This is a genomic window from Corynebacterium maris DSM 45190 (assembly GCF_000442645.1).
Taxonomy (GTDB): Bacteria; Actinomycetota; Actinomycetes; order Mycobacteriales; family Mycobacteriaceae; genus Corynebacterium; species Corynebacterium maris.
The window spans coordinates 2,669,676-2,689,442 of the sequence record NC_021915.1 but is presented as its reverse complement, the minus strand read 5'-3'; the positions used below and the strand labels follow the sequence as shown (position 1 = coordinate 2,689,442).

Annotated in this window: 14 protein-coding genes and 3 rRNA genes; 15 read left to right on the top strand and 2 right to left on the bottom strand. The window is 63.4% G+C overall.

Features of this window, described 5'->3' with window-relative positions; translation table 11 throughout:
* The first annotated feature begins 210 nt into the window (after positions 1–210).
* Positions 211–1,062 (top strand): PspA/IM30 family protein, encoded by an 852-nt coding sequence (locus B841_RS12500; protein ID WP_020936510.1) that lies wholly within the window; start codon positions 211–213, stop codon positions 1,060–1,062.
* 119 nt (positions 1,063–1,181) lie between these two features.
* Here B841_RS12500 and B841_RS12495 read toward each other — a convergent pair whose 3' ends face one another.
* Positions 1,182–2,507, bottom strand: a complete 1,326-nt coding sequence (locus B841_RS12495) for an NYN domain-containing protein (RefSeq protein ID WP_020936509.1) — start codon at positions 2,505–2,507, stop codon at positions 1,182–1,184.
* Positions 2,508–2,732: 225 nt separating this feature from the next.
* Between B841_RS12495 and B841_RS12490 the strand changes: the two genes are divergently transcribed.
* From B841_RS12490 to B841_RS12425, 13 genes are all read left to right on the top strand, one after another.
* Positions 2,733–3,110, top strand: a complete 378-nt coding sequence (locus tag B841_RS12490; protein WP_020936508.1) for a GntR family transcriptional regulator — start codon at positions 2,733–2,735, stop codon at positions 3,108–3,110.
* Entirely contained in the window at positions 3,103–4,008 is a 906-nt protein-coding gene (locus B841_RS12485) for an AAA family ATPase (protein ID WP_245561050.1), read from the top strand. Before B841_RS12490 ends, B841_RS12485 begins: the two co-directional genes overlap by 8 nt.
* A complete protein-coding gene (locus B841_RS12480; RefSeq protein WP_020936506.1) occupies positions 4,005–5,096 on the top strand; it encodes a hypothetical protein in 1,092 nt (363 codons plus the stop codon). Before B841_RS12485 ends, B841_RS12480 begins: the two co-directional genes overlap by 4 nt.
* A gap of 703 nt (positions 5,097–5,799) precedes the next feature.
* Positions 5,800–7,323 (top strand): 16S ribosomal RNA (locus tag B841_RS12475).
* Positions 7,324–7,731: 408 nt separating this feature from the next.
* Positions 7,732–10,810: ribosomal RNA gene (locus B841_RS12470) — 23S ribosomal RNA — on the top strand.
* Positions 10,811–10,978: 168 nt separating this feature from the next.
* Positions 10,979–11,096: ribosomal RNA gene (gene rrf, locus B841_RS12465) — 5S ribosomal RNA — on the top strand.
* The 16S, 23S and 5S rRNA genes sit together here, the layout of an rRNA operon.
* Positions 11,097–11,588: 492 nt before the next feature.
* Complete coding sequence (locus B841_RS12455) at positions 11,589–11,903, top strand: cation:proton antiporter (protein WP_020936504.1); 315 nt, start codon at positions 11,589–11,591, stop codon at positions 11,901–11,903.
* Positions 11,900–12,871: an MnhB domain-containing protein gene (locus B841_RS12450; protein WP_156844819.1), complete on the top strand. Its 972-nt coding sequence runs from the start codon at positions 11,900–11,902 to the stop codon at positions 12,869–12,871. The genes B841_RS12455 and B841_RS12450 overlap by 4 nt, the downstream gene beginning before the upstream one ends.
* Positions 12,868–13,173: an NADH-quinone oxidoreductase subunit K gene (locus B841_RS12445; RefSeq protein ID WP_020936502.1), complete on the top strand. Its 306-nt coding sequence runs from the start codon at positions 12,868–12,870 to the stop codon at positions 13,171–13,173. Before B841_RS12450 ends, B841_RS12445 begins: the two co-directional genes overlap by 4 nt.
* A complete protein-coding gene (locus B841_RS12440; protein ID WP_020936501.1) occupies positions 13,173–14,816 on the top strand; it encodes a complex I subunit 5 family protein in 1,644 nt (547 codons plus the stop codon). The genes B841_RS12445 and B841_RS12440 overlap by 1 nt, the downstream gene beginning before the upstream one ends.
* Positions 14,813–16,327 (top strand): complex I subunit 5 family protein, encoded by a 1,515-nt coding sequence (locus tag B841_RS12435; protein ID WP_318532927.1) that lies wholly within the window; start codon positions 14,813–14,815, stop codon positions 16,325–16,327. The genes B841_RS12440 and B841_RS12435 overlap by 4 nt, the downstream gene beginning before the upstream one ends.
* On the top strand, positions 16,327–18,090 hold the full coding sequence (locus tag B841_RS12430) for a complex I subunit 5 family protein (RefSeq protein ID WP_020936499.1): 1,764 nt from the start codon (positions 16,327–16,329) through the stop codon (positions 18,088–18,090). The genes B841_RS12435 and B841_RS12430 overlap by 1 nt, the downstream gene beginning before the upstream one ends.
* On the top strand, positions 18,087–18,599 hold the full coding sequence (locus B841_RS12425; RefSeq protein WP_041632402.1) for a Na+/H+ antiporter subunit E: 513 nt from the start codon (positions 18,087–18,089) through the stop codon (positions 18,597–18,599). The genes B841_RS12430 and B841_RS12425 overlap by 4 nt, the downstream gene beginning before the upstream one ends.
* Here the strand turns inward: B841_RS12425 and B841_RS12420 are convergent.
* Positions 18,568–19,566: a pseudouridine synthase gene (locus tag B841_RS12420; RefSeq protein ID WP_041631911.1), complete on the bottom strand. Its 999-nt coding sequence runs from the start codon at positions 19,564–19,566 to the stop codon at positions 18,568–18,570. The two genes, B841_RS12425 and B841_RS12420, sit on opposite strands and share 32 nt — an antisense overlap.
* Between B841_RS12420 and B841_RS14005 the strand changes: the two genes are divergently transcribed.
* Positions 19,565–19,711 (top strand): hypothetical protein, encoded by a 147-nt coding sequence (locus tag B841_RS14005; protein ID WP_169466617.1) that lies wholly within the window; start codon positions 19,565–19,567, stop codon positions 19,709–19,711. The genes B841_RS12420 and B841_RS14005 overlap by 2 nt on opposite strands.
* Positions 19,712–19,767 lie beyond the last annotated feature (56 nt).

Genomic DNA, 19,767 nt, shown 5'->3' with positions numbered 1-19,767 from the left:
CCCCGACAGCACCCGGCCACCCTGGATCACAGGGAGGGCCGGGTTCTTCTTTTTGCCGGATAGAAAGGGTTTTCGCGCCGCAAGACCGGCCGGGCCCCACTGAAATCCGTAGACTCGCAGACATAGAAGGACTCAAAGCAGCGATTCGAAGCTCGGGCCGGTCCCTGATCTGTCCGGCCCCGACGACCCACAGAAAGAAGGACACCGACCATGGCTAATCCGTTCAGCAAGGGCTGGAAGTACCTGATGGCTTCCTTCGACCAGAAGATCGACGAGAACACCGACCCCAAGGTGCAGATTCAGCAGGCGGTGGAAGCAGCCAAGAAGCAGCATCAGGAGATCACCAGCCAGGCGGCTTCGGTCCTGGGCAACAAGCGCCAGCTTGAAATGCAGATGGACCGTCTGGTCAAGTCTCAGGACGATTACGCGGAGAAGGCCCGCAACGCCATCAAGCTCGCGGATCAGGCCTCCGTCGAAGGCGACTCGGAGAAGGCTTCCCAGTACTCCAACACCGCTGAAGTCCTGGCGTCCCAGCTGGTGGCCGTGGAGCAGGAGATCGAGCAGACCAAGACCCTGCACGAACAGGCCACCCAGGCGGCCGAACAGGCGCAGACCCAGCAGCAGCAGTCCGAGGCGCGGCTCAAGGAACAGCTCGCGGAGGTGGACAAGCTCATGGCGCAGGCCGATCAGGCGGAGATGCAGCAGAAATCCAGCGAGGCGATGCAGTCGATCAACACCAGCCTTTCTCCCGACGGCAACGTCCCCACCCTGGACGGCGTGCGTGAGAAGATCGAGCGCCGCTACTCGGACGCGCTCGGCCAGCAAGAGCTCCTGGGCAACACCGTCAACGACCGGATGGGCGAGATCGCGGCGGCGGGCACCGACATGAAGGCCTCCGCCAAACTCGACGAGATCCGCGCGTCCCTCAAATCTGAGACCTCTTCCCTGGAAGCGGGGAAGAAGGCCCCGAACCAGGCGGCCATTGAGGACGCCGAGGTGGAGGGCGGCGATGAGGCGGCCGCCGGCAATGCCGACGAGAAGGGCCAGGCCGGCCAGAAATAGGCCCCGGCCGCACTATGCGCGCGCATAGTGCTTCCTTGCGGGCCAGGGACCTCAGCCGTAAAAGAATTCTGGCCCGGGTCCTCATCTAAGGAACCGGGCCAGAGCCGTATGTAGATCATTCAGTCACGGCGGATGATCAGTACCCCCCGAATGCCGGAATGAAAACCGTCGCGCAGGTTCACGCGCTGGGTTTCACTCAGGGTGTATTCGTGCAGCGTCTCGCACGCGAACTGCAGCAACGGGCGATCGATCTCCGGGGGCAGGCCACCGCCGGAGAGAAGGTGCGCCTGATCCCGCTGGTCCGAGGTCGCGGCGTTCTCATACCACCAGGTCGCGTATTGCTGGCCGACGTCGAAAGGCGTCTGGAAGCCGGCGGACGCCCAGACCTCCTCCGGCAACGGCACATAGCGTGAGCGCAACTTCCGACGCGGCGCCATCATCGACGGCTTCGGTGCGGAGGTACGCTTGGCGCCGGGTTTCGGGGCCTCCGGCGGGTGCTTCGCCAGCTCCGCCTCGACCTCGGAGGGCTCGAAATCGTCGTAGTCGTCGATCTCGTCCGTGTTGGTAGGGGTGTCCTGCTTCTTCGCCGGTCCCGGGCGGGGCGGAGTGCCGGCTAAGTCGCCGGGCTTTGGCATCGGTCGCGGCGACGCCGGGGTGGCGGCCGAGGTGTCCGTGGGGGCTCCGGCGGCGTGCCCGTCGGAGGTCGCCTTGTCCTCGCCTTCGTCGCCTGTGTCGTCGGCCTCGGCGGGCGCGTCCGTGGCCTTCGGAGTGGGCGACGGCGGTGTGGTGCGGGCGGTGGCTCCCTGGACGACGGTGCCCGGGACGGTCTTCATGCCAGGCTCCTCGAGGGGCTCCGCGTCGCCGAGCGGACGCTCCCGGATGGATGGCGGGAGGGGGCCTTCCAGCACCTGCAGTTGCATGGCCTCGGCGAAATCCTCGCGCGGGTCCAGGATGGTCGTGGTGTCGCAGGAGTGGCGCAGCGCGGAGGACATGGAATCCCAGCCGAAGCCGTAGAGGTGCACGCGCACGCCGTTGTTGGAGGCCTCCTGCACGCCCGGGATCATGTCGGCGTCACCGGAGACCAGCACGAAGTCGGAGACCTGGCTGCGGCAGGCGGCGGTGACCATGTCGGCGACCAGGCGGGTGTCCACGGCCTTCTGCGTGCGTCGGTCGCCCCATTCGATGAGGGTACCGGTGCGCAGCTGCACGCCGTCGCAACCGCGGAGAGCACGCTGGTAACGGTGGGGCCCGGAATCGGGGATGCCGTCGTACCAGTTCTGGCGGTGGATGGGTTGGTGGAGTTGGTTGGTGATCATGTTGCCCAAGACCGCGACGACCTCGGGCAGGTCAATTTCTAATTGTGAGCGGGCCCCGGTCTCCCACGAGTTATAAAAGCTCGCGAGCAGGTAAGAGGTGTCGACGAAGACGAGTGTGCGTTCAAGCATGGCTCCTAAATTCCGTATCTTTTGTCGGTCTAAATTTTATTGAGGTACGCCTTCCAGCATGCACTAAGTTCCTCCGCCACGTCGATATTTGGCGGATAACAGGACGCTGGAATGCGCCTTAATTAATTCAACGCGTGCGGTTGAACGATAGTTCCCGGCAATATAGGTTAGTTACTTGAGTAACTAACTAACTCACTGACCCTGCTGACGTGGAGAGAGATGACGATGGACAACGCGGCGGCGCCACTGTTCCGGCAGATAGCGACGCTTCTCGAAGATTCGATCGTGGACGGTGATCTCCAAGAAGGTGATCGCGCCCCCTCGACCAACGAGCTGGCGAGCTTTCACGCGATCAACCCCGCGACCGCGCGCAAGGGCCTGAACCTGCTCGTCGATCTGGGCGTCCTGGAGAAACGGCGGGGAATCGGGATGTTCGTCCTGTCCGGGGCCACGGAAGCCATCAAGGCGCGTCGCCGGGACGACTTCGCCGCCGCCTACCTGGCTCCACTCGTCGACGAGGCCGTCCGCCTCAACCTCACCCGCGATCAGTTACATGACCTGCTCAACCGAGTGGCAGAAAGCCGAGGCCTCTACGATGACTGATCCCATGCCGTTGATCCGCGCAGATTCCCTGAACTGCGGTTACGGAAAACAGCCCGTGCTGCACGACGTCTCCTTCTCCCTGGCCGCCGGCCTGGTGCACGGCCTGATCGGCGCCAATGGCACCGGTAAGACAACGCTTCTGCGCACCCTCGCCGGCCAACTGCAGTTCTCCGGCGAACTCGTCGTCTTCGGCGTCCACCCCTTCGACACCCCGGCGGTCATGGATCAGACGACGCTCGCCGGCATCGACGCCCCGCTTCCCGACGGCTGGTCCGCCCGCCGACTCTTCGCCATCGGCGCCGCCCGTCACCGCCGCTGGGACGCCGCGCGGGCCGACGACCTCCTGGAGCGTTTCGGGGTGCCGGGCCCGACGAGCTACAACCGACTGTCCCGCGGCCAGAAATCCGCGCTCTCGATCATCTACGCCTGCGCCTCCGGGGCGGAACTGCTGCTTCTCGACGAACCGTATCTCGGCCTCGACGTACAGAAACGCGCGCTGTTCTACGAGGTCCTCGCCGAGCAGATGGCCCGTCCGGACACGACCGTCGTGCTGTCCACCCACCACCTCCACGAGGTGGAGACGCTGCTGGACACGGTGCTCTACCTTGACGGCGGCGGCGTGGCGATGAACGGATCCATCGACGAGCTCGCTGATGCGGTCATCGAGGTGGCCGGGCCGACCGAGGATGTCGACCGGATGCTGGGGCGCCTCGGCACCCCGTTGGAATTAGTGCGGGAAGAGCTGTCGGTCGGCAGCCGGGTCGTGCTCGATCTCCGGAGCTCTCCGGCGGCCGCCGAGTCCGTCTACGAGACAGCAAGTCAGGTCAGTGGCCGGATCCGCGTCGGCGAAGTCACCCTCGAGCAGGCAGTGCTCGCCCTGGGAGGTGAGCGGGCGTGAACACAGTCACCAACCACCTCCGGCTCGCCCTCCCGCTGGTCTTCGGCGGCGTCTGGTTCCAGGTCGCGACGCTGCTCGTGCTCGGATTCATTGTCTCTGTGAGCGTCTGGGACGGCAACGACACCTGGATGTACGCCATCGTCTTCGGGTTGATCACCGTCGGAACCATCGTCGGTTACCGCCCGGAGGCGGCGCGTTACCGGGCGCTCAACCTCTCCAGCGGTCTTTATCAGCGGCACTTCCGCATTGGCCTTACCTTGCTGCTGTTCGTCATCGCAGTCTTCTTCGCGGTGATCCTTATGCGGACGGACTACGCCCGTTGGTGGGTGATCGTCGGCGTCGTGCTGGTGCTCTACGGCGTCCAGATGGTGACGGAGACGAACCTTTCTCAGCCCGGCACGCTCGCGGACCGGGTGCGCGAGGGCTCCGTGCCGGCGGCTAAGGACGTGCGGGGAGAAGATTTCGTGGTCGAGGATCTCGAGCAAGAGCTCATCGTCCGGCCGCAAAGAAACTTCTGGGTGGGGGCGTGGATCGGCATCGCCATCGCCGGCGCCGTATGGCTGCTGATGATCCGATTCTGGGGCGGTCCGGCGGCGGAGAGCTCCGCTGTTCCCGCAGTGGTCAGTGTCGCGGTGATGATGACCGTGGCGAACGGCACCTTCAGAGACAACTTCTCCCAATGGGTGGCTTTCGGCGGATCGCGGATGCGGTGGGCGAAGAAGACCCGCTGGGTGATGCTGATCAACCCGCTGGCTGGAGCAGTGGCTACCGCTGCACTGGTGTTGCTCGGTGCGGTGGAGACGGTGGATGGGGTGCTGGGGCTTCTCGCCGCGGCCTTGTGGGCGCCGGTGCTCGTGGTGCTGCTGCAGCTGACGACCAGAGGGACAGCGGTCTACCTGGTGGCATCTCTTGCCCTGGCTGTCGCCGGCATCGCCGCCCTTATCGCTGGTTACGAAGAGGTCTTGTTTGCTCTCGCCGTGGCGTGCTTCGTCGGGTTCGAGATCCTCCTGCCTCGCATCGCCCGTGCGTACAGCCCTTTTTCTGGGGGTGTGTGGGTGTGGTTCGGTATGCGTAAATCGGCTGCGTGAGTGGTTGGTTCGTGCTAGGGCGTTGTAAGCGTGGTTGTGTGGGCGTGTTTTTAGTGTGTTGAGCTGGCGATTTGTGTTGTTCGGGGTGTGGTGTGTAAGTTTAATTCTTGTCAGCGAGACCGACAGCGCCCCGCCAGACAGTGAGACTCTGAAAGAGGGTCCGGCACTGTGCAGGTGAGTGGCGAGAGGAAAACAGTCGCGGACCAAACCAAGAATGAAGCCACACCGGCTACCGTGCGCCCACCTTGTGGGGGTATCGTGAAAGCAGTGTGTGCGTGTGTTGTGTGAGAACTCAATAGTGTGCCAATGTACTTTTGTTTAGTGCCACGTGCCGTGCCTTTTTGGTGTGGTGGGTGGTCGTGACGATTGTGTCTGCCCTCACGTCCTGGCCTTGATGGTTGGGGTGTGGTGGTGGTGCCGGGTGATGGGCTCCTCCCAGTGACGGAGTCCTCATCCTTAAAAGCTGGCCTGCGCGTTGATCGTGTGGGTGTTGCTGGTGCCGGCAGAGACAATCTCACATAGATGGCCGCTTCCTTGATGTGCCCCGTCAAGGGTTGAGGAAGTGGCGTGAGTTTTGTGCTGACATTTGTCGGTAAAAGTTTTGGATAACGAGTGACGCCACCACGTGTGGTGGTGTGCTGGTTGTTTATGTTGTTTGTTGGGAGTACAGGCTTTTCACGAGCTTGAAATCTTTGACAGATTTTTTGTGGAGAGTTTGATCCTGGCTCAGGATGAACGCTGGCGGCGTGCTTAACACATGCAAGTCGAACGGAAAGGCCCCTGCTTGCAGGGGTACTCGAGTGGCGAACGGGTGAGTAACACGTGGGTGATCTACCCCGCACTTCGGGATAAGCCCGGGAAACTGGGTCTAATACCGGATATTCACGCCCCTTTTGTGTGGGGTGTGGAAAGATTTATCGGTGTGGGATGAGCTTGCGGCCTATCAGCTTGTTGGTGGGGTAATGGCCTACCAAGGCGTCGACGGGTAGCCGGCCTGAGAGGGTGTACGGCCACATTGGGACTGAGATACGGCCCAGACTCCTACGGGAGGCAGCAGTGGGGAATATTGCACAATGGGCGCAAGCCTGATGCAGCGACGCCGCGTGGGGGATGACGGCCTTCGGGTTGTAAACTCCTTTCGCCCACGACGAAGCCCTTCGGGGTGACGGTAGTGGGATAAGAAGCACCGGCTAACTACGTGCCAGCAGCCGCGGTAATACGTAGGGTGCGAGCGTTGTCCGGAATTACTGGGCGTAAAGAGCTCGTAGGTGGTTTGTCGCGTCGTCTGTGAAAGTCCAGCGCTTAACGCTGGGATTGCAGGCGATACGGGCTTACTTGAGTGCTGTAGGGGAGACTGGAATTCCTGGTGTAGCGGTGAAATGCGCAGATATCAGGAGGAACACCAATGGCGAAGGCAGGTCTCTGGGCAGTCACTGACACTGAGGAGCGAAAGCATGGGTAGCCAACAGGATTAGATACCCTGGTAGTCCATGCCGTAAACGGTGGGCGCTAGGTGTGGGGACCTTCCACGGTTCCTGCGCCGTAGCTAACGCATTAAGCGCCCCGCCTGGGGAGTACGGCCGCAAGGCTAAAACTCAAAGGAATTGACGGGGGCCCGCACAAGCGGCGGAGCATGTGGATTAATTCGATGCAACGCGAAGAACCTTACCTGGGCTTGACATACACCGGACCGGGCTAGAGATAGTCCTTCCCTTGTGGCTGGTGTACAGGTGGTGCATGGTTGTCGTCAGCTCGTGTCGTGAGATGTTGGGTTAAGTCCCGTAACGAGCGCAACCCTTGTCTTATGTTGCCAGCACGTTGTGGTGGGGACTCATGAGAGACTGCCGGGGTTAACTCGGAGGAAGGTGGGGATGACGTCAAATCATCATGCCCCTTATGTCCAGGGCTTCACACATGCTACAATGGTCGGTACAACAGGTCGCGATACCGCAAGGTGGAGCTAATCCTTAAAGCCGGCCTTAGTTCGGATTGGGGTCTGCAACTCGACCCCATGAAGTCGGAGTCGCTAGTAATCGTAGATCAGCAACGCTGCGGTGAATACGTTCCCGGGCCTTGTACACACCGCCCGTCACGTCATGAAAGTTGGTAACACCCGAAGCCGGTGGCCCAACCCTTGTGGGGGGAGCCGTCGAAGGTGGGATCGGCAATTGGGACGAAGTCGTAACAAGGTAGCCGTACCGGAAGGTGCGGCTGGATCACCTCCTTTCTAAGGAGATTTTATTGTCAGTCACCCGCGGCAGTAGCCGTGGTGTGCGCCTGGTGGTTGAGACGCCGTATGTGTGTCTGCCACCGTAGTATGGAGTGGAACACCGCCTGTCGCACAAGAATGTGCGTCGGGGTCATGGTCGTCACGAAGCAAAAGCGCTGCCCCTATGGTGGGTGGTGGTTGGCACACTGTTGGGTGTCTGGGACAACATGGTCCTGGGTAAACCGTTCACATCGTCATGATCTGTGCTCGTTCGGGCTGGGTTGTGGTGGGTGGGGGTTGTGTTGTGTGAGAACTGTATAGTGGACGCGAGCATCGTACACACCATCAAAGGTGGTGTGTGTGATTTCTTTATTGTTTGTGATTTTGTACGTGTAAGACCACAGGCAACACCTTTGGGTGTTGTTGTGTGTGTTTTTTAAGGGCGTACGGTGGATGCCTTGGCATACTGAGCCGATGAAGGACGTGTGAGGCTGCGTTATGCCTCGGGGAGTTGCCAACAAAGCGTTGATCCGAGGATGTCCGAATGGGGAAACCCCATCACCGTTATGGGTGGTGACCGTCATCTGAATTCATAGGGTGTGCGGGGGTGACGCGGGGAAGTGAAACATCTCAGTACCCGCAGGAAGAGAAAATAACAATGATTCTGCTAGTAGCGGCGAGCGAACGTGGAGGATGGCTAAACCGTGTGTGCGTGATACCCGGCAGGGGTTGTGCATGCGGTGTTGTGGGCTCGCAACATATCCTGGTCTGCCGGCTGGGAGCATAGACGCGTGTGGTTAGTGGAAGTGCCTTGGAATGGGCTACCGAAGTGGGTGAGAGTCCCGTACATGAAGGCCATGTGTGCTGTGTTGTTGTGGTGCCCGAGTAGCAACGGGCTCGTGAAATCTGTTGTGAATCTGCCGGGACCACCCGGTAAGCCTGAATACTCAGTATGACCGATAGCGGATAGTACCGTGAGGGAATGGTGAAAAGTACCCCGGGAGGGGAGTGAAATAGTTCCTGAAACCGTGCGCTTACAAGCCGTCAGAGCACTTCTTATGTGTGATGGCGTGCCTTTGGAAGAATGAGCCTGCGAGTCAGCGGCATGTCGCGAGGTTAACCCGTGTGGGGTAGTCGTAGCGAAAGCGAATACTAACGAGTGTGTTTAGTGGCATGTCCTGGACCCGAAGCGGGGTGATCTACCCATGGCCAGTGTGAAGCGATGGTAAGACGTCGTGGAGGCGCGAACCCACTTAGGTTGAAAACTGAGGGGATGAGTTGTGGGTAGGGGTGAAAGGCCAATCAAACTCCGTGATAGCTGGTTCTCCCCGAAATGCATTTAGGTGCAGCGTCGTGTGTTTCTTCCCGGAGGTAGAGCTACTGGTTGGTTGAGCGGGACTACAATCTTAGCAATGTCAGCCAAACTCCGAATGCCGGTGAAGGTATAAGCACGGCAGTGAGACTGTGGGGGATAAGCTTCATAGTCGAGAGGGAAACAGCCCAGATCGCCGGCTAAGGCCCCTAAGGGTGTACTAAGTGGAAAAGGATGTGTGATCGCGAAGACAGCCAGGAGGTTGGCTTAGAAGCAGCCACCCTTGAAAGAGTGCGTAATAGCTCACTGGTCGAGTGGTTGTGCGCCGACAATGTAGTGGGGCTCAAGTACACCGCCGAAGCCGCGGCAATATCCCTTGGGGATATTGGGTAGGGGAGCGTCGTGCATGGGGTGAAGCCATACCGTAAGGGGTGGTGGACTGTGTGCGAGTGAGAATGCAGGCATGAGTAACGAGAGTAAGGTGAGAATCCTTACCGCCGGATGACTAAGGGTTCCTGGGTCAAGTTCGTCTTCCCAGGGTGAGTCGGGGCCTAAGGCGAGGCCGACAGGCGTAGTCGATGGATAACGGGTTGATATTCCCGTACCCGTGTGTATGCGCCCAGTGGTGAATCAGTGATACTAACCACCCACAACCCATTGTCTGGGCCTTCGGGTCTGGTGATGGTGCGTGCGTGGGGCCTGAACTGGTAGTAGCCAAGTGATGGGGTGACGCAGTGGGGTAGCCGTGCCACTTATTGGATTGTGGTGTAAGCGTGTAGGACGAGGTATAGGCAAATCCGTACCTCATATGTCTGAGACGTGATGCGCAGCCCTTATTAGGGTGATGTCGGTGATCCCGTGCTGTCGAGAAAAGCCTCTAGCGATGTATGCACATGGCCCGTACCCGAAACCAACACAGGTAGTCAGGTAGAAAATACTAAGGCGGTCGGGTGAACTGTGGTTAAGGAACTCGGCAAAATGCCCCCGTAACTTCGGGAGAAGGGGGGCCCAACACGGTGAACACCTTTACGGTGGGAGCTGTGGTGGGTCGCAGAGAATAGAGGGAAGCGACTGTTTATCAAAAACACAGGTCCGTGCGAAAACGATTAAGTTGAGGTATACGGACTGACGCCTGCCCGGTGCTGGAAGGTTAAGAGGACCAGTTAGGGGACGTAAGTCCTCGAAGCTGAGAATTTAAGCCCCAGTAAACGGCGGTGGTAACTATAACCATCCTAAGGTAGCGAAATTCCTTGTCGGGTAAGTTCCGACCTGCACGAATGGCGTAACGACTTCCCTGCTGTCTCAACCACAGACCCGGTGAAATTGCAGTACGAGTAAAGATGCTCGTTTCGCGCGGCAGGACGAAAAGACCCCGGGACCTTCACTATAGCTTGGTATTGGTGTTCGGTTCGGCTTGTGTAGGATAGGTGGGAGACTATGAGACAGCCACGCCAGTGGTTGTGGAGTCGTTGTTGAAATACCACTCTGGTCGGATTGAATGTCTCAACCTTGGCCCATGATCTGGGTCGGGGACAGTGCCTGGTGGGTAGTTTAACTGGGGCGGTTGCCTCCTAAATGGTAACGGAGGCGCCCAAAGGTTTCCTCAGCCTGGTTGGTAATCAGGTGGTGAGTGTAAGTGCACAAGGAAGCTTGACTGTGAGAGTGACAGCTCGAGCAGGGACGAAAGTCGGGACTAGTGATCCGGCACCAACGTGTGGATGTGGTGTCGCTCAACGGATAAAAGGTACCCCGGGGATAACAGGCTGATCTTCCCCAAGAGTTCATATCGACGGGATGGTTTGGCACCTCGATGTCGGCTCGTCGCATCCTGGGGCTGGAGTAGGTCCCAAGGGTTGGGCTGTTCGCCCATTAAAGCGGCACGCGAGCTGGGTTCAGAACGTCGTGAGACAGTTCGGTCTCTATCCGCCGCGCGCGTGGAAACTTGAAGAAGGCTGTCCCTAGTACGAGAGGACCGGGACGGACGTACCTCTGGTGTGCCAGTTGTTCCGCCAGGAGCAGGGCTGGTTGGCTACGTACGGACGGGATAACCGCTGAAAGCATCTAAGCGGGAAGCCTATTTTGAGATGAGGTTTCTGTTGAGGTTCCCTAAAGATGATGGGGTTGATAGGCCAGATCTGGAAGCACAGTAATGTGCGGAGGTGACTGGTACTAATTTACCGACTAACACACACCCTTTGTGATCGTTTTGCCGCACAAACAACAACGATATGAGAAACATAATTCGCGTCTACTATGCAGTGTCTGACACGACACCACCCCCAGTGGGGATGGTTGCCCAGGACACACATGCGCCGGCCTTCCTGTACGGGAGGGTTGCGGTGGTGTTGTTCTGATGGGTGTGTCGGTGGTTGATAGCGGTAGGGAAACGCCCGGTCCCATTTCGAACCCGGAAGCTAAGCCTACCTGCGCTGATGGTACTGCACTCGGGAGGGTGTGGGAGAGTAAGACACCGCCGACCAACAACAAAACACAACTACATACAGTATGTACAGAGAGGGTATCTCTCATGATGACAACATCATGAGAGATACCCTCTTTTCGTGCTTTCCTCTCTGCGAGGGCAGGGAGAATTTCGCTAAGCTGGCCTTATCAGACCCTAAGCAGAGCACCCCATCCCTACGCTGACGTCGTATGCCCGCCGAAGGAGGGAGCGCCCCATTCAGCCTTTTTTGATTGTTGTTGTCGTCGTCCTGCTCCTGAACTTCGCAGTGGCGATGACAGTGGTGCTCCGACGCCGCGAATCACGCAGTTGGCTGCTGATTCTCTTGCTCTCCAGTACCACTGGCGCCGCCGTGGCCGCGGTGCTTGCTCTACTCCTCCCCCCTGACATGACCAGGGCGGTAGAGGTATCCGCGATCTTCGCGGGGCTGGCCGCGCTCAGCGCGGTGGTCGCGGTCGTCGCCCATCGACAGAGAGGTCTCGCCCGAAGCGGAAACGGAGGGGAAGGATCGTGATCATTGATCTCCTCAGTGGCGCCGTCATCGTCGTTGGCGTCGTGTTCTTCACTGCCGGCACGATTGGTCTCATCCGTTTCCCAGACACCCGTAGCCGGCTCCACGCTCTGACCAAAGCGGATAACATCGGTCTCGCACTGGTGCTGATCGGGGTGGCGTTACAGGTGGGATCCGGCTCCACGGCCGTACTGTTGCTGATCGCCTGGGTCCTCGTGTTGGGGGCGGCGTCTGTCTCCGCCCAGACTCTGGCTGGCGTGGAAGCGGACAACTCCAGTGAGGTCGCATCTGCCGGCAGCGGTGAGAGCGCATGATGCAGACTCCGGACACGATCACGGCCGTCGACCTCATCCTGACCCTGGCTGCGGTGGCCGCCGTCGCGTTGGCAGTGTCGCTGCCCAGCCGTCGCACCCAGGTGGGGGCCTTTCTCAGCCTCGGGGTGATCCTGAGCCTCATCTGGCTGCGGCTGGGTTCCCTCGACGTCGCCTTTGCCGAGGCTTCGCTGGGAACCGGTCTGCTCAGCGCGTTATTGGTGTGGCTCGTCGTGGAACCACGCACCCACCCGGACGCGCGCAGGACGAGCCGTGGCTCAGCGTGGTTCACCGGGGCTGCGGCCGTCTTGGTCGGAGCCCTGATCACCCTGGGGGTCACGGCCGCCTTCCTGCGGACCGACCAACGTTTGCCGGCCTGGACTGCGGCGGTCGACGCGGAATTGCCGGCCGCCGGCCTGGAGCACGACGTCAGCGCGGTGCTGTTGGCTTTCCGTGGTTACGACACCCTGCTGGAGTCGGCTGTGCTGTTGCTCGCCGGCGTGGTGGTGTTGTCGCTCAGCAGAGACGGTGGCCTGAACCAGGCGTCGGATCCGCAGCCGGAGCTGCCGTCGATCTTGAACTACTTCACCCGGCTGACGGCGCCGCTGTTGCTGTTGTTGGGGCTGTGGCTGTTGTTTGCCGGCAGTTCCACGTCGGGCGGGGCGTTTCAGTCGGGGGCGATCCTGGCGGGCTTGATGATCTTGCTGCGTACCGCGGGAGTGAACGTCGCCGCCTTCACCCGGACGTGGGGTCTGCCGTTGTTGGTCGTCGGCGTGATCGTCTTCATCCTGGCCGGGGCGATCGCCCCGCTGGCGGGGGAGGCGTGGCTCAGCTGGGACATGGACGCCGCTTTCGCGGTGATCCTGACGGTCGAGGTTCTGCTCACCATAGGAATCACCACCGGTCTTTACGCCTTGTACCTGGGTCTCAGTGATCCAGGCCGCCGGATCAGAGAGGATGCGACGTCATGATCGACATGTTGTCTACCCTCACCGTTCCCCAGTGGTATCTGGGGCTAGCCGCGGTGCTCGTGGCCGCGGGCCTGATCCGCATGCTGCTGGCCGCCGACCACGTCGCCCGCCTTGTGGCGATGAATATTCTGGGCTCAGGCACATTGCTGACTCTCATCGCCCTGGCGGCGCGGTCGGAGGAGATCGATCCGGTGCTTTCTGCGCTGGTGATCACCGGACTGGTGATCACGGTGGCCTTCACGGGAGTCGCCGCGGTGCTGATCCGCAGGATAGAGGTCTTCGACGCACAGGAGGCCGACTGATGACGACTGCAGAGTTCAGCCTCGGCGCCCTGGTCTTGGCGCCGCTGCTCATTGCGGCGGTGGCGGTGTTGCTCCCGGCGCCCGCACGCCGCGGAGCCGGGTTGGTCGCGACCACCACGGTCGCGGCGCTGACCTGGCCGGTGGTCACGACCGTCGCGACCGGACAGCCGGTGGAGCTGGCCGTGGGCGGCTACGACGCCCCGCTGGGCATCACTCTGCGCGCCGACGGGTTGTCGGCGCTCTTCCTCCTGCTGACCACCGTCGTCGGTGCCCTGGTCACCGTGTATGCGGTGCTGGTGCCGGCGTCGACGGGACAACGGTTGGTGAGCGAGGCGTCGTCACGCAGCGGTGACGCGCCTGATCTGCAGTGGCGTCCCGGGCACCCGGCGTTCTGGCCGCTGTGGCTGGGCTGCTGGTCGGGGCTGAACGCGGTGTTCGTCTCCGGGGACCTGTTCAACACCTACGTCGGCCTCGAGGTCGTCGGCCTGACCGCGGTGGGCCTGGTCGCCCTGGGCGGCCGGCCGGCGTGGCGGGCGGCGCTGCGTTATCTCTTTGTCGCGGTCGCCGGGGCGATGCTTTTCCTCGTGGGCGTCGCGCTTCTCGTGGCGGCCACCGGCACGCTGGATATCCTGCAAGCGGGCCAGGTCATCCAGGCCGACCCGGGCACCCACTCCGCGGCGGCGTTGGCGCTGGTGCTGATGACCGTGGGCCTGGCGATGAAAGTGGCGCTCGTGCCCATGCACGGCTGGTTGATCCCGGCCCACTCCAACGCCCCGGGGGCGGTGTCGCCGCTGTTGTCGGCGCTGGTGATCAAAGCGTCGTTGTTCGTGCTGTTGCGCCTGTGGGTCTGGCTCGCGGCCCCGGCGGCGCTCATCGAGCCGGAGCCCGGGGCCGTCGAGTCCTCCGTGCTGGAGCCGGTGACCGTGGCGCTGAGCTGGGGCCTGGCGGTGCTCGGCGTCGCCGCGATCTTGGTGGGCTCGTTGCTCGCGTTGCGGCAGAACCGGCTCAAACCGTTGATCGCCTACTCCACCGTCGCGCAGGCGGGCTACTGGTTCCTGTTCTTTCCGATCCTGGTGGATCGGGAGTCGGACCTGCTCGAGGAGCAGGCGGTGACGACGCTCACCGACGACGCGGTCATCGCCGCCGCCACCACCGGCACCGTGGCCCTGGTGCTGGGCCACGGCTTATCCAAGACCGCGGTGTTCCTCGTCGCCGGCCACCTCAAACACGTGTACGGCACAGACGAGTTGGCCCGGCTGCGCGGCGTCGGCGTCCGCCATCCCCGCCTGATGATGGCCCTGGGGTTGGCCGGGGTCGGACTCGCCGGCGTCCCGTTCTCCCTGGCGTTCAGCGGGAAGTGGGAACTGGCGACCGCGGCGGTCTCCTCCGGTGACATGTGGATCGTGGGCGTCATGGTGTTGGCGACGCTGTTGTCCGCGGGGTATGTCCTGCGGATGGTTTCCCCGTTGCTGCGCACCGACGCCCCGTCGGAAGACGAAGAAGAGCGCGTCCCCGCCCAGCCCCAGACGCGCCGTGAACGTGCCGCCCAGCTGGTGCCGTTCACGCTCGGCGGGCTGACCGTCCTGACCGGATTCACCGGTTTCTGGGTCGCAGACATGATGGAGGTGGGGGCCCCGTGGTGACCGCGTTGTCCGAAGAAGTCCTGACCCTGATCCCGGTCGTCCTGCTGTTCGTGTCGTTGGCGGCGGCGGCGCTGATCTTCCCGATGAAGGAACACCAGGTCGGGTTGCGCTCGACGGTGAACATCGGCCTCGCCGTGGTGAAAGTCGTGCTGGTGCTGCTGTTGTTTCCGGTGGTGCTCGACGCGGATCTGCGCCCGGAATTCAGCATGCCCTTCCTGGGCGGGATCGAGCTGGTGCTCCGGGTGGATCCGCTGGCCCTGTACTTCGCCACCCTGTCGTCGGTGCTGTGGCTGATCACCACCGTCTATGCCATCGGCTACCTGCGGGAAGGGCAGAGCCGCAGCAAGTTCTTCGGTTTCTTCAGCCTGTGCGTCACCGCCACGGTGGGCATCTCCTTCTCCGGTAACCTCATCACCTTCCTCGTCTTCTACGAGATGCTGACCCTGGTGACCTACCCGCTGGTCGCGCACTGGGGCGATAAGAAGTCGCTGCGGGCGGCGCGGACGTACCTGGCGTTCACGCTCAGCGGCGGCCTCGCGCTGCTGTTCGGCGTCGTCTGGCTGACCATCTACGCGGGCCCAGTGGACTTCGCCCCGGGCGGCGCCCTCGGCGTGGCGGAGCTGGCAGAACATTCGCCGGGGATCGCGATCGCTATTTTCGTGCTGTTGGTGGGCGGCTTCGGGGTGAAGGCGGCGCTGTTCCCGCTGCACGCCTGGCTACCGAAGGCCATGGTCGCGCCGGCGCCGGTCTCCGCGTTGTTGCACGCCGTGGCGGTGGTCAAGGCGGGAGTCTTCGGCATCGTCCGGGTGCTTGACGACGTCTACGGCATCGAGGTCGCCGCCGGGTTGGGGGTCCTGCCGCCGCTGCTCATCCTCGCCGGCTTCACCGTCATCTACGGCTCCTACCAGGCGCTGCGGCAGACCGACCTGAAGGCGCGGCTGGCTTACTCCACGATTTCGCAGGTCAACTACATCACGGTCGGGTTGGCTTTGGCCACGGTCACAGGCGTCGCGGGCGCCCTGGCACACCTGGTGCACCAGGGCGTCATGAAGATCACGCTCTTCTTCTGCGCGGGCCTTTACGCCGAGGTCTTGGGCGCCAAGGACGTGCGCCAGCTCCGCGGCCTGGGCCGGCGCATGCCCGGCACCTCCGTGGCGTTCACGGTCGGCGCCTTCGGCATGATCGGCCTGCCGGCCACGGCGGGATTCATCTCTAAATTTCAGTTGGGGCTGGGCGCCTTGGATTCCGAGTACCCCTGGGTGGTCGCCGTGTTCATCGCCTCCTCGGTGATGAACTCCATGTACTTCCTGCCCGTGGTCTACCGGCTCTGGTTCCAGGCCCCCGAGCCGACGGAGGAAGAGGAGACCCCTGACCGCGTGACCGAGCCGAAGTCCATGCTGTATCCGGCCCTGACCACCGCCGCCGGAACGCTCGTGTTCGGCCTGGTGGCGTCCGCCTCGTTTCTGCCGCTGGATATTTCGCGGCAGATCGCGGAAGGGGTGTTTCAGTGATGTTCTTCCTCGCATTCTGTCTGCCGGCCGTTATTCTCGCGGTGATCGCCGGCGCCGGGCTGCTGCCGGACGGGGTCCGGCCCCGAGCGCGGCGCGCCGCCGCTGCCGTCGCCCCCGCCACGGTGCTGCCGGCCGTCGTCCTGGCCGTACAGGGATCGGCCACCGTCGAGTTGCCGTGGCTGCTCTTCGGGTCGACGGCGGCCCTCGACGAGGTGGGCCGGCCGCTGCTGGTGACGGCAGGCGTGCTCTACGGCGCGGCGTTGGCGGCCGTGGGGTGGCGCCGGAGCGCCGACGCAGAGGTGCGCGCCGCCACGTTGTCCGGCTTCCTGCTGGCCAGCTACCTGGGCAACATCGGCGTGTACGTCGCCGCGGACACGGTCAGCTTCTACCTGGCGTTCGCGGTGATGAGCTTCGCCGCCGTCGGGCTGGTCATCCACTACCGCAGTGATCAGGCGCGCCGGGCGACGGTCATTTACCTGGTGATGGCGGTGCTCAGCGAAACCGCGTTGCTCGCGGCCCTGATGATGACCGTCCACGCCGGCGGCGCGGCCGTCGCCGACGCCCCGCAGGCGGTCATCGACGCCCCCCGCACCGGCCTGATCTTGGTGTTGTTCTTCCTCGGCTTCGGCATCAAGGCGGGCGTCGTCCCGCTGCACGTGTGGCTGCCGTTGGCGCACCCGGCCGCGCCGCCCGCCGCTTCGGCGGTGCTCTCTGGGGCGATGGTCAAGGCCGGCGTGGTCGGTTGGTTGCGGTTCTTCCCCCTCGGCGAGGCCGGCGGGGGCGGCGCGGTCCAGGCGCTGGCATGGACGTTGCTGGCGTTGAGTTTGCTCGGGGCCTTCGGCGCCGCGGTGGTCGGCGTGCTGCAGAACGACCCGAAGGTCATCCTCGCCTATTCCACGATTTCGCAGATGGGATTCCTCGGCGCCGTGATCGCCGCCGGGGTGCTCATGCCCGGCGCGGCGCCGGCGGTGACGGCCGCGGTCGTCCTCTACGGCGTCCACCACGGCTTTGCCAAGGGGGCGTTGTTCCTTGGGGTGCCGGTGGTCAAGCGGCACGGCCGGGGCCCGCTGGGGGCGGTGGTGCTTCTCGGCATGGCCTGGGCGGGTCTGGCGATCGCGGGCGCCCCCTGGACTTCCGGGGCTTTCGCGAAATACATGGGCAAGGAGGCCGTCGTGGAGGTGTCCGTCTGGGGCGTCGGGCTGGATGAGATTCTGCCGCTCGTGGCGACCGGCTCGACGGTGCTGCTGCTTCGCGCCGCGTGGGTGATGTGGCACGGCGAGCGTTCCCGCGGGCGTATCGACGGTGAGCTGCTCGGCTGGCTGGCCGTGTGTCTGGCGGGGCTGACCGTGCCCTGGTGGGTCGGCCGGCAGTGGCTCGGGCTTGAGGCGCCGACCTGGGACTGGTCGACTCTCTGGGACATGGCGTGGCCGATTCTGCTCGGGCTGGCGCTCGCCCTGCTTGCCCGGCTGCGACCTGTCAGCGGCTCGAAGATCCCGCCGGGCGACCTCGTCGGGGCCGGGGACGCGGCTGTCCTGGGACTCGGCCGCTGGGGTGGCCGGGCGCTGGACGGGCTGCACGACGGCACGCGGCGCCTCGGGGCGGGCGTCGGCACGCTGGGCGCCCGCGTGGCCGAGACCACCCAGCGTGGCCTGGAGCGCGCCGACACGACGCAGCGCACCTGGCCGAACACCGGTAAAGCCACGCTGCTGCTGATCGGGGCCGGTGTGGTCGTCTTCCTGCTGACGTGGGGGGCCGGATCATGAGGTGGTTGACGGCCATTGTGTTGCGCGCCCTGCTGTTGACGGCGGCGTGGGTCTCACTGGCCGGCTGGGACGCGGACTACGCGGCGTACGGCCTGCTCAGCGTCGGCGCCGCGACTGCGTTGAGCCTGGCGCTTCTCCCGCCGGCGCGGGACGGCATGCGCGGTTGGCCTGGTCGGGCGTGGGGCTCGGTGCGCCTGGCCGGGTGGTTCCTCGCTCAGGCGGCGGTCGGCGGCGCGGACGTGGCGTGGCGGGCGGTGCAGCGCACCCCGGACATCGAGCCGGAGGTCGTCTCCGCGCCCTTCCTGCTGCCGGCGGGATCCGGCCGACAAATGGCGATGCTGCTGATGAACCTCATGCCCGGCACCATGGTGCAACGGGCGGTCAGCGACGGAGTGGAGTTGCATACCCTGTCGCTGGAGTTGAACCCCGTCGAACAGTGGGAGCAGCTGCAGCGGCGGGTCGCACGGGCCTACGGGGTCAGCCCCACGCCTGGCGCCGGAGAGCCGTGAAGGTCCGCCGCACGCCGCTGAGGGGATCGACGAAAGCCAGCTCCCGGGAAATCAGGTGCAGCGGCACCCCCAGATCCTCGTCCTCGGCGGGGTGGATGACCGGGTAGATCCCGTCGCCCAGGATGGGCACGCCGGCGGCCCACATGTGCAACCGAAGCTGGTGGGTGCGGCCCGTCTCCGGACGCAGTCGGTAGCGGGCCTGGCGGGGCCGGGGGCCATGGACCGCTTCGATCTTTGCCTGTTCGGTCTCCGACAGCGCAGTGACGTCGTCGAGGACAGTGAAGGCGTTGGCTTCGCCGTCGACGACGCTGCCCTGAATCTCCCCGTGGACCTTGTGCATGCGCGAGGCCCAGCGGACCGGGGCGGCGTCGGCGAGTGTCGCGTCGTGGTCGGCGATCGCCTCGTAGACCTTGTCCACCTTCCGCTCCGCGAACAGCCGCTGGTAGGCGCCGCGGACCTCGCGGCGTTTGGTGAACACCAGGACGCCGGAGGTCTGCCGGTCGAGGCGGTGGGCGGGCACTAGATCGTTGTTGCCGGTGGCCCGACGCAGCCGGACCGTGGCGGTTTCGGTGATGTGGCGGGCGCGCGGCATCGTCGCCAAGAAGGGCGGTTTGTCCACCACCAGCAGCGCGTCGTCTTCCTCGATGACCCGGATCTCGTAGGGCACCGGGGTTTCCGGTGCGGGCATGCGGTAAAACCACACGTCCTGGCCGGCGGGGATCAGCGAGTCCGGGTGCAGGGGCGTGCCGTCGCGCAAGACCACCTCACCGTCATCGAAGCGGGCGCGCAGGGCTTCGGCGTCGTCGGCGGGGTGGCGGTGGCGCTGGGTGGAGATCAACGTGTGCAGGAAGTCCCGGGCGCTGACCGGGGCGTGCCCCTCGGGCACCCGGGCGCGGGTGGGGTTGAGCCCGTCCCGGATGGGCAAAGGTTCCCGGCGACCCCGTGAGTGTATTAATCTGTCTGACATGAACTTCGACGATATCTTGAATGCCGCCACCGATTTCTCATCGGAGGGCGTGGGTGCGATGCTGCGTGACGCAGCCATCTTCCTCTATGAGCTGCTGTACCCGGCTAACGCTGGGCCGGCCGAGGACGTCATCATCCCGGCCTAAAATATTTTAAAATCACTGGTAGTAACCAGTCCCGAGGCAGGTATTAACCGGCTACA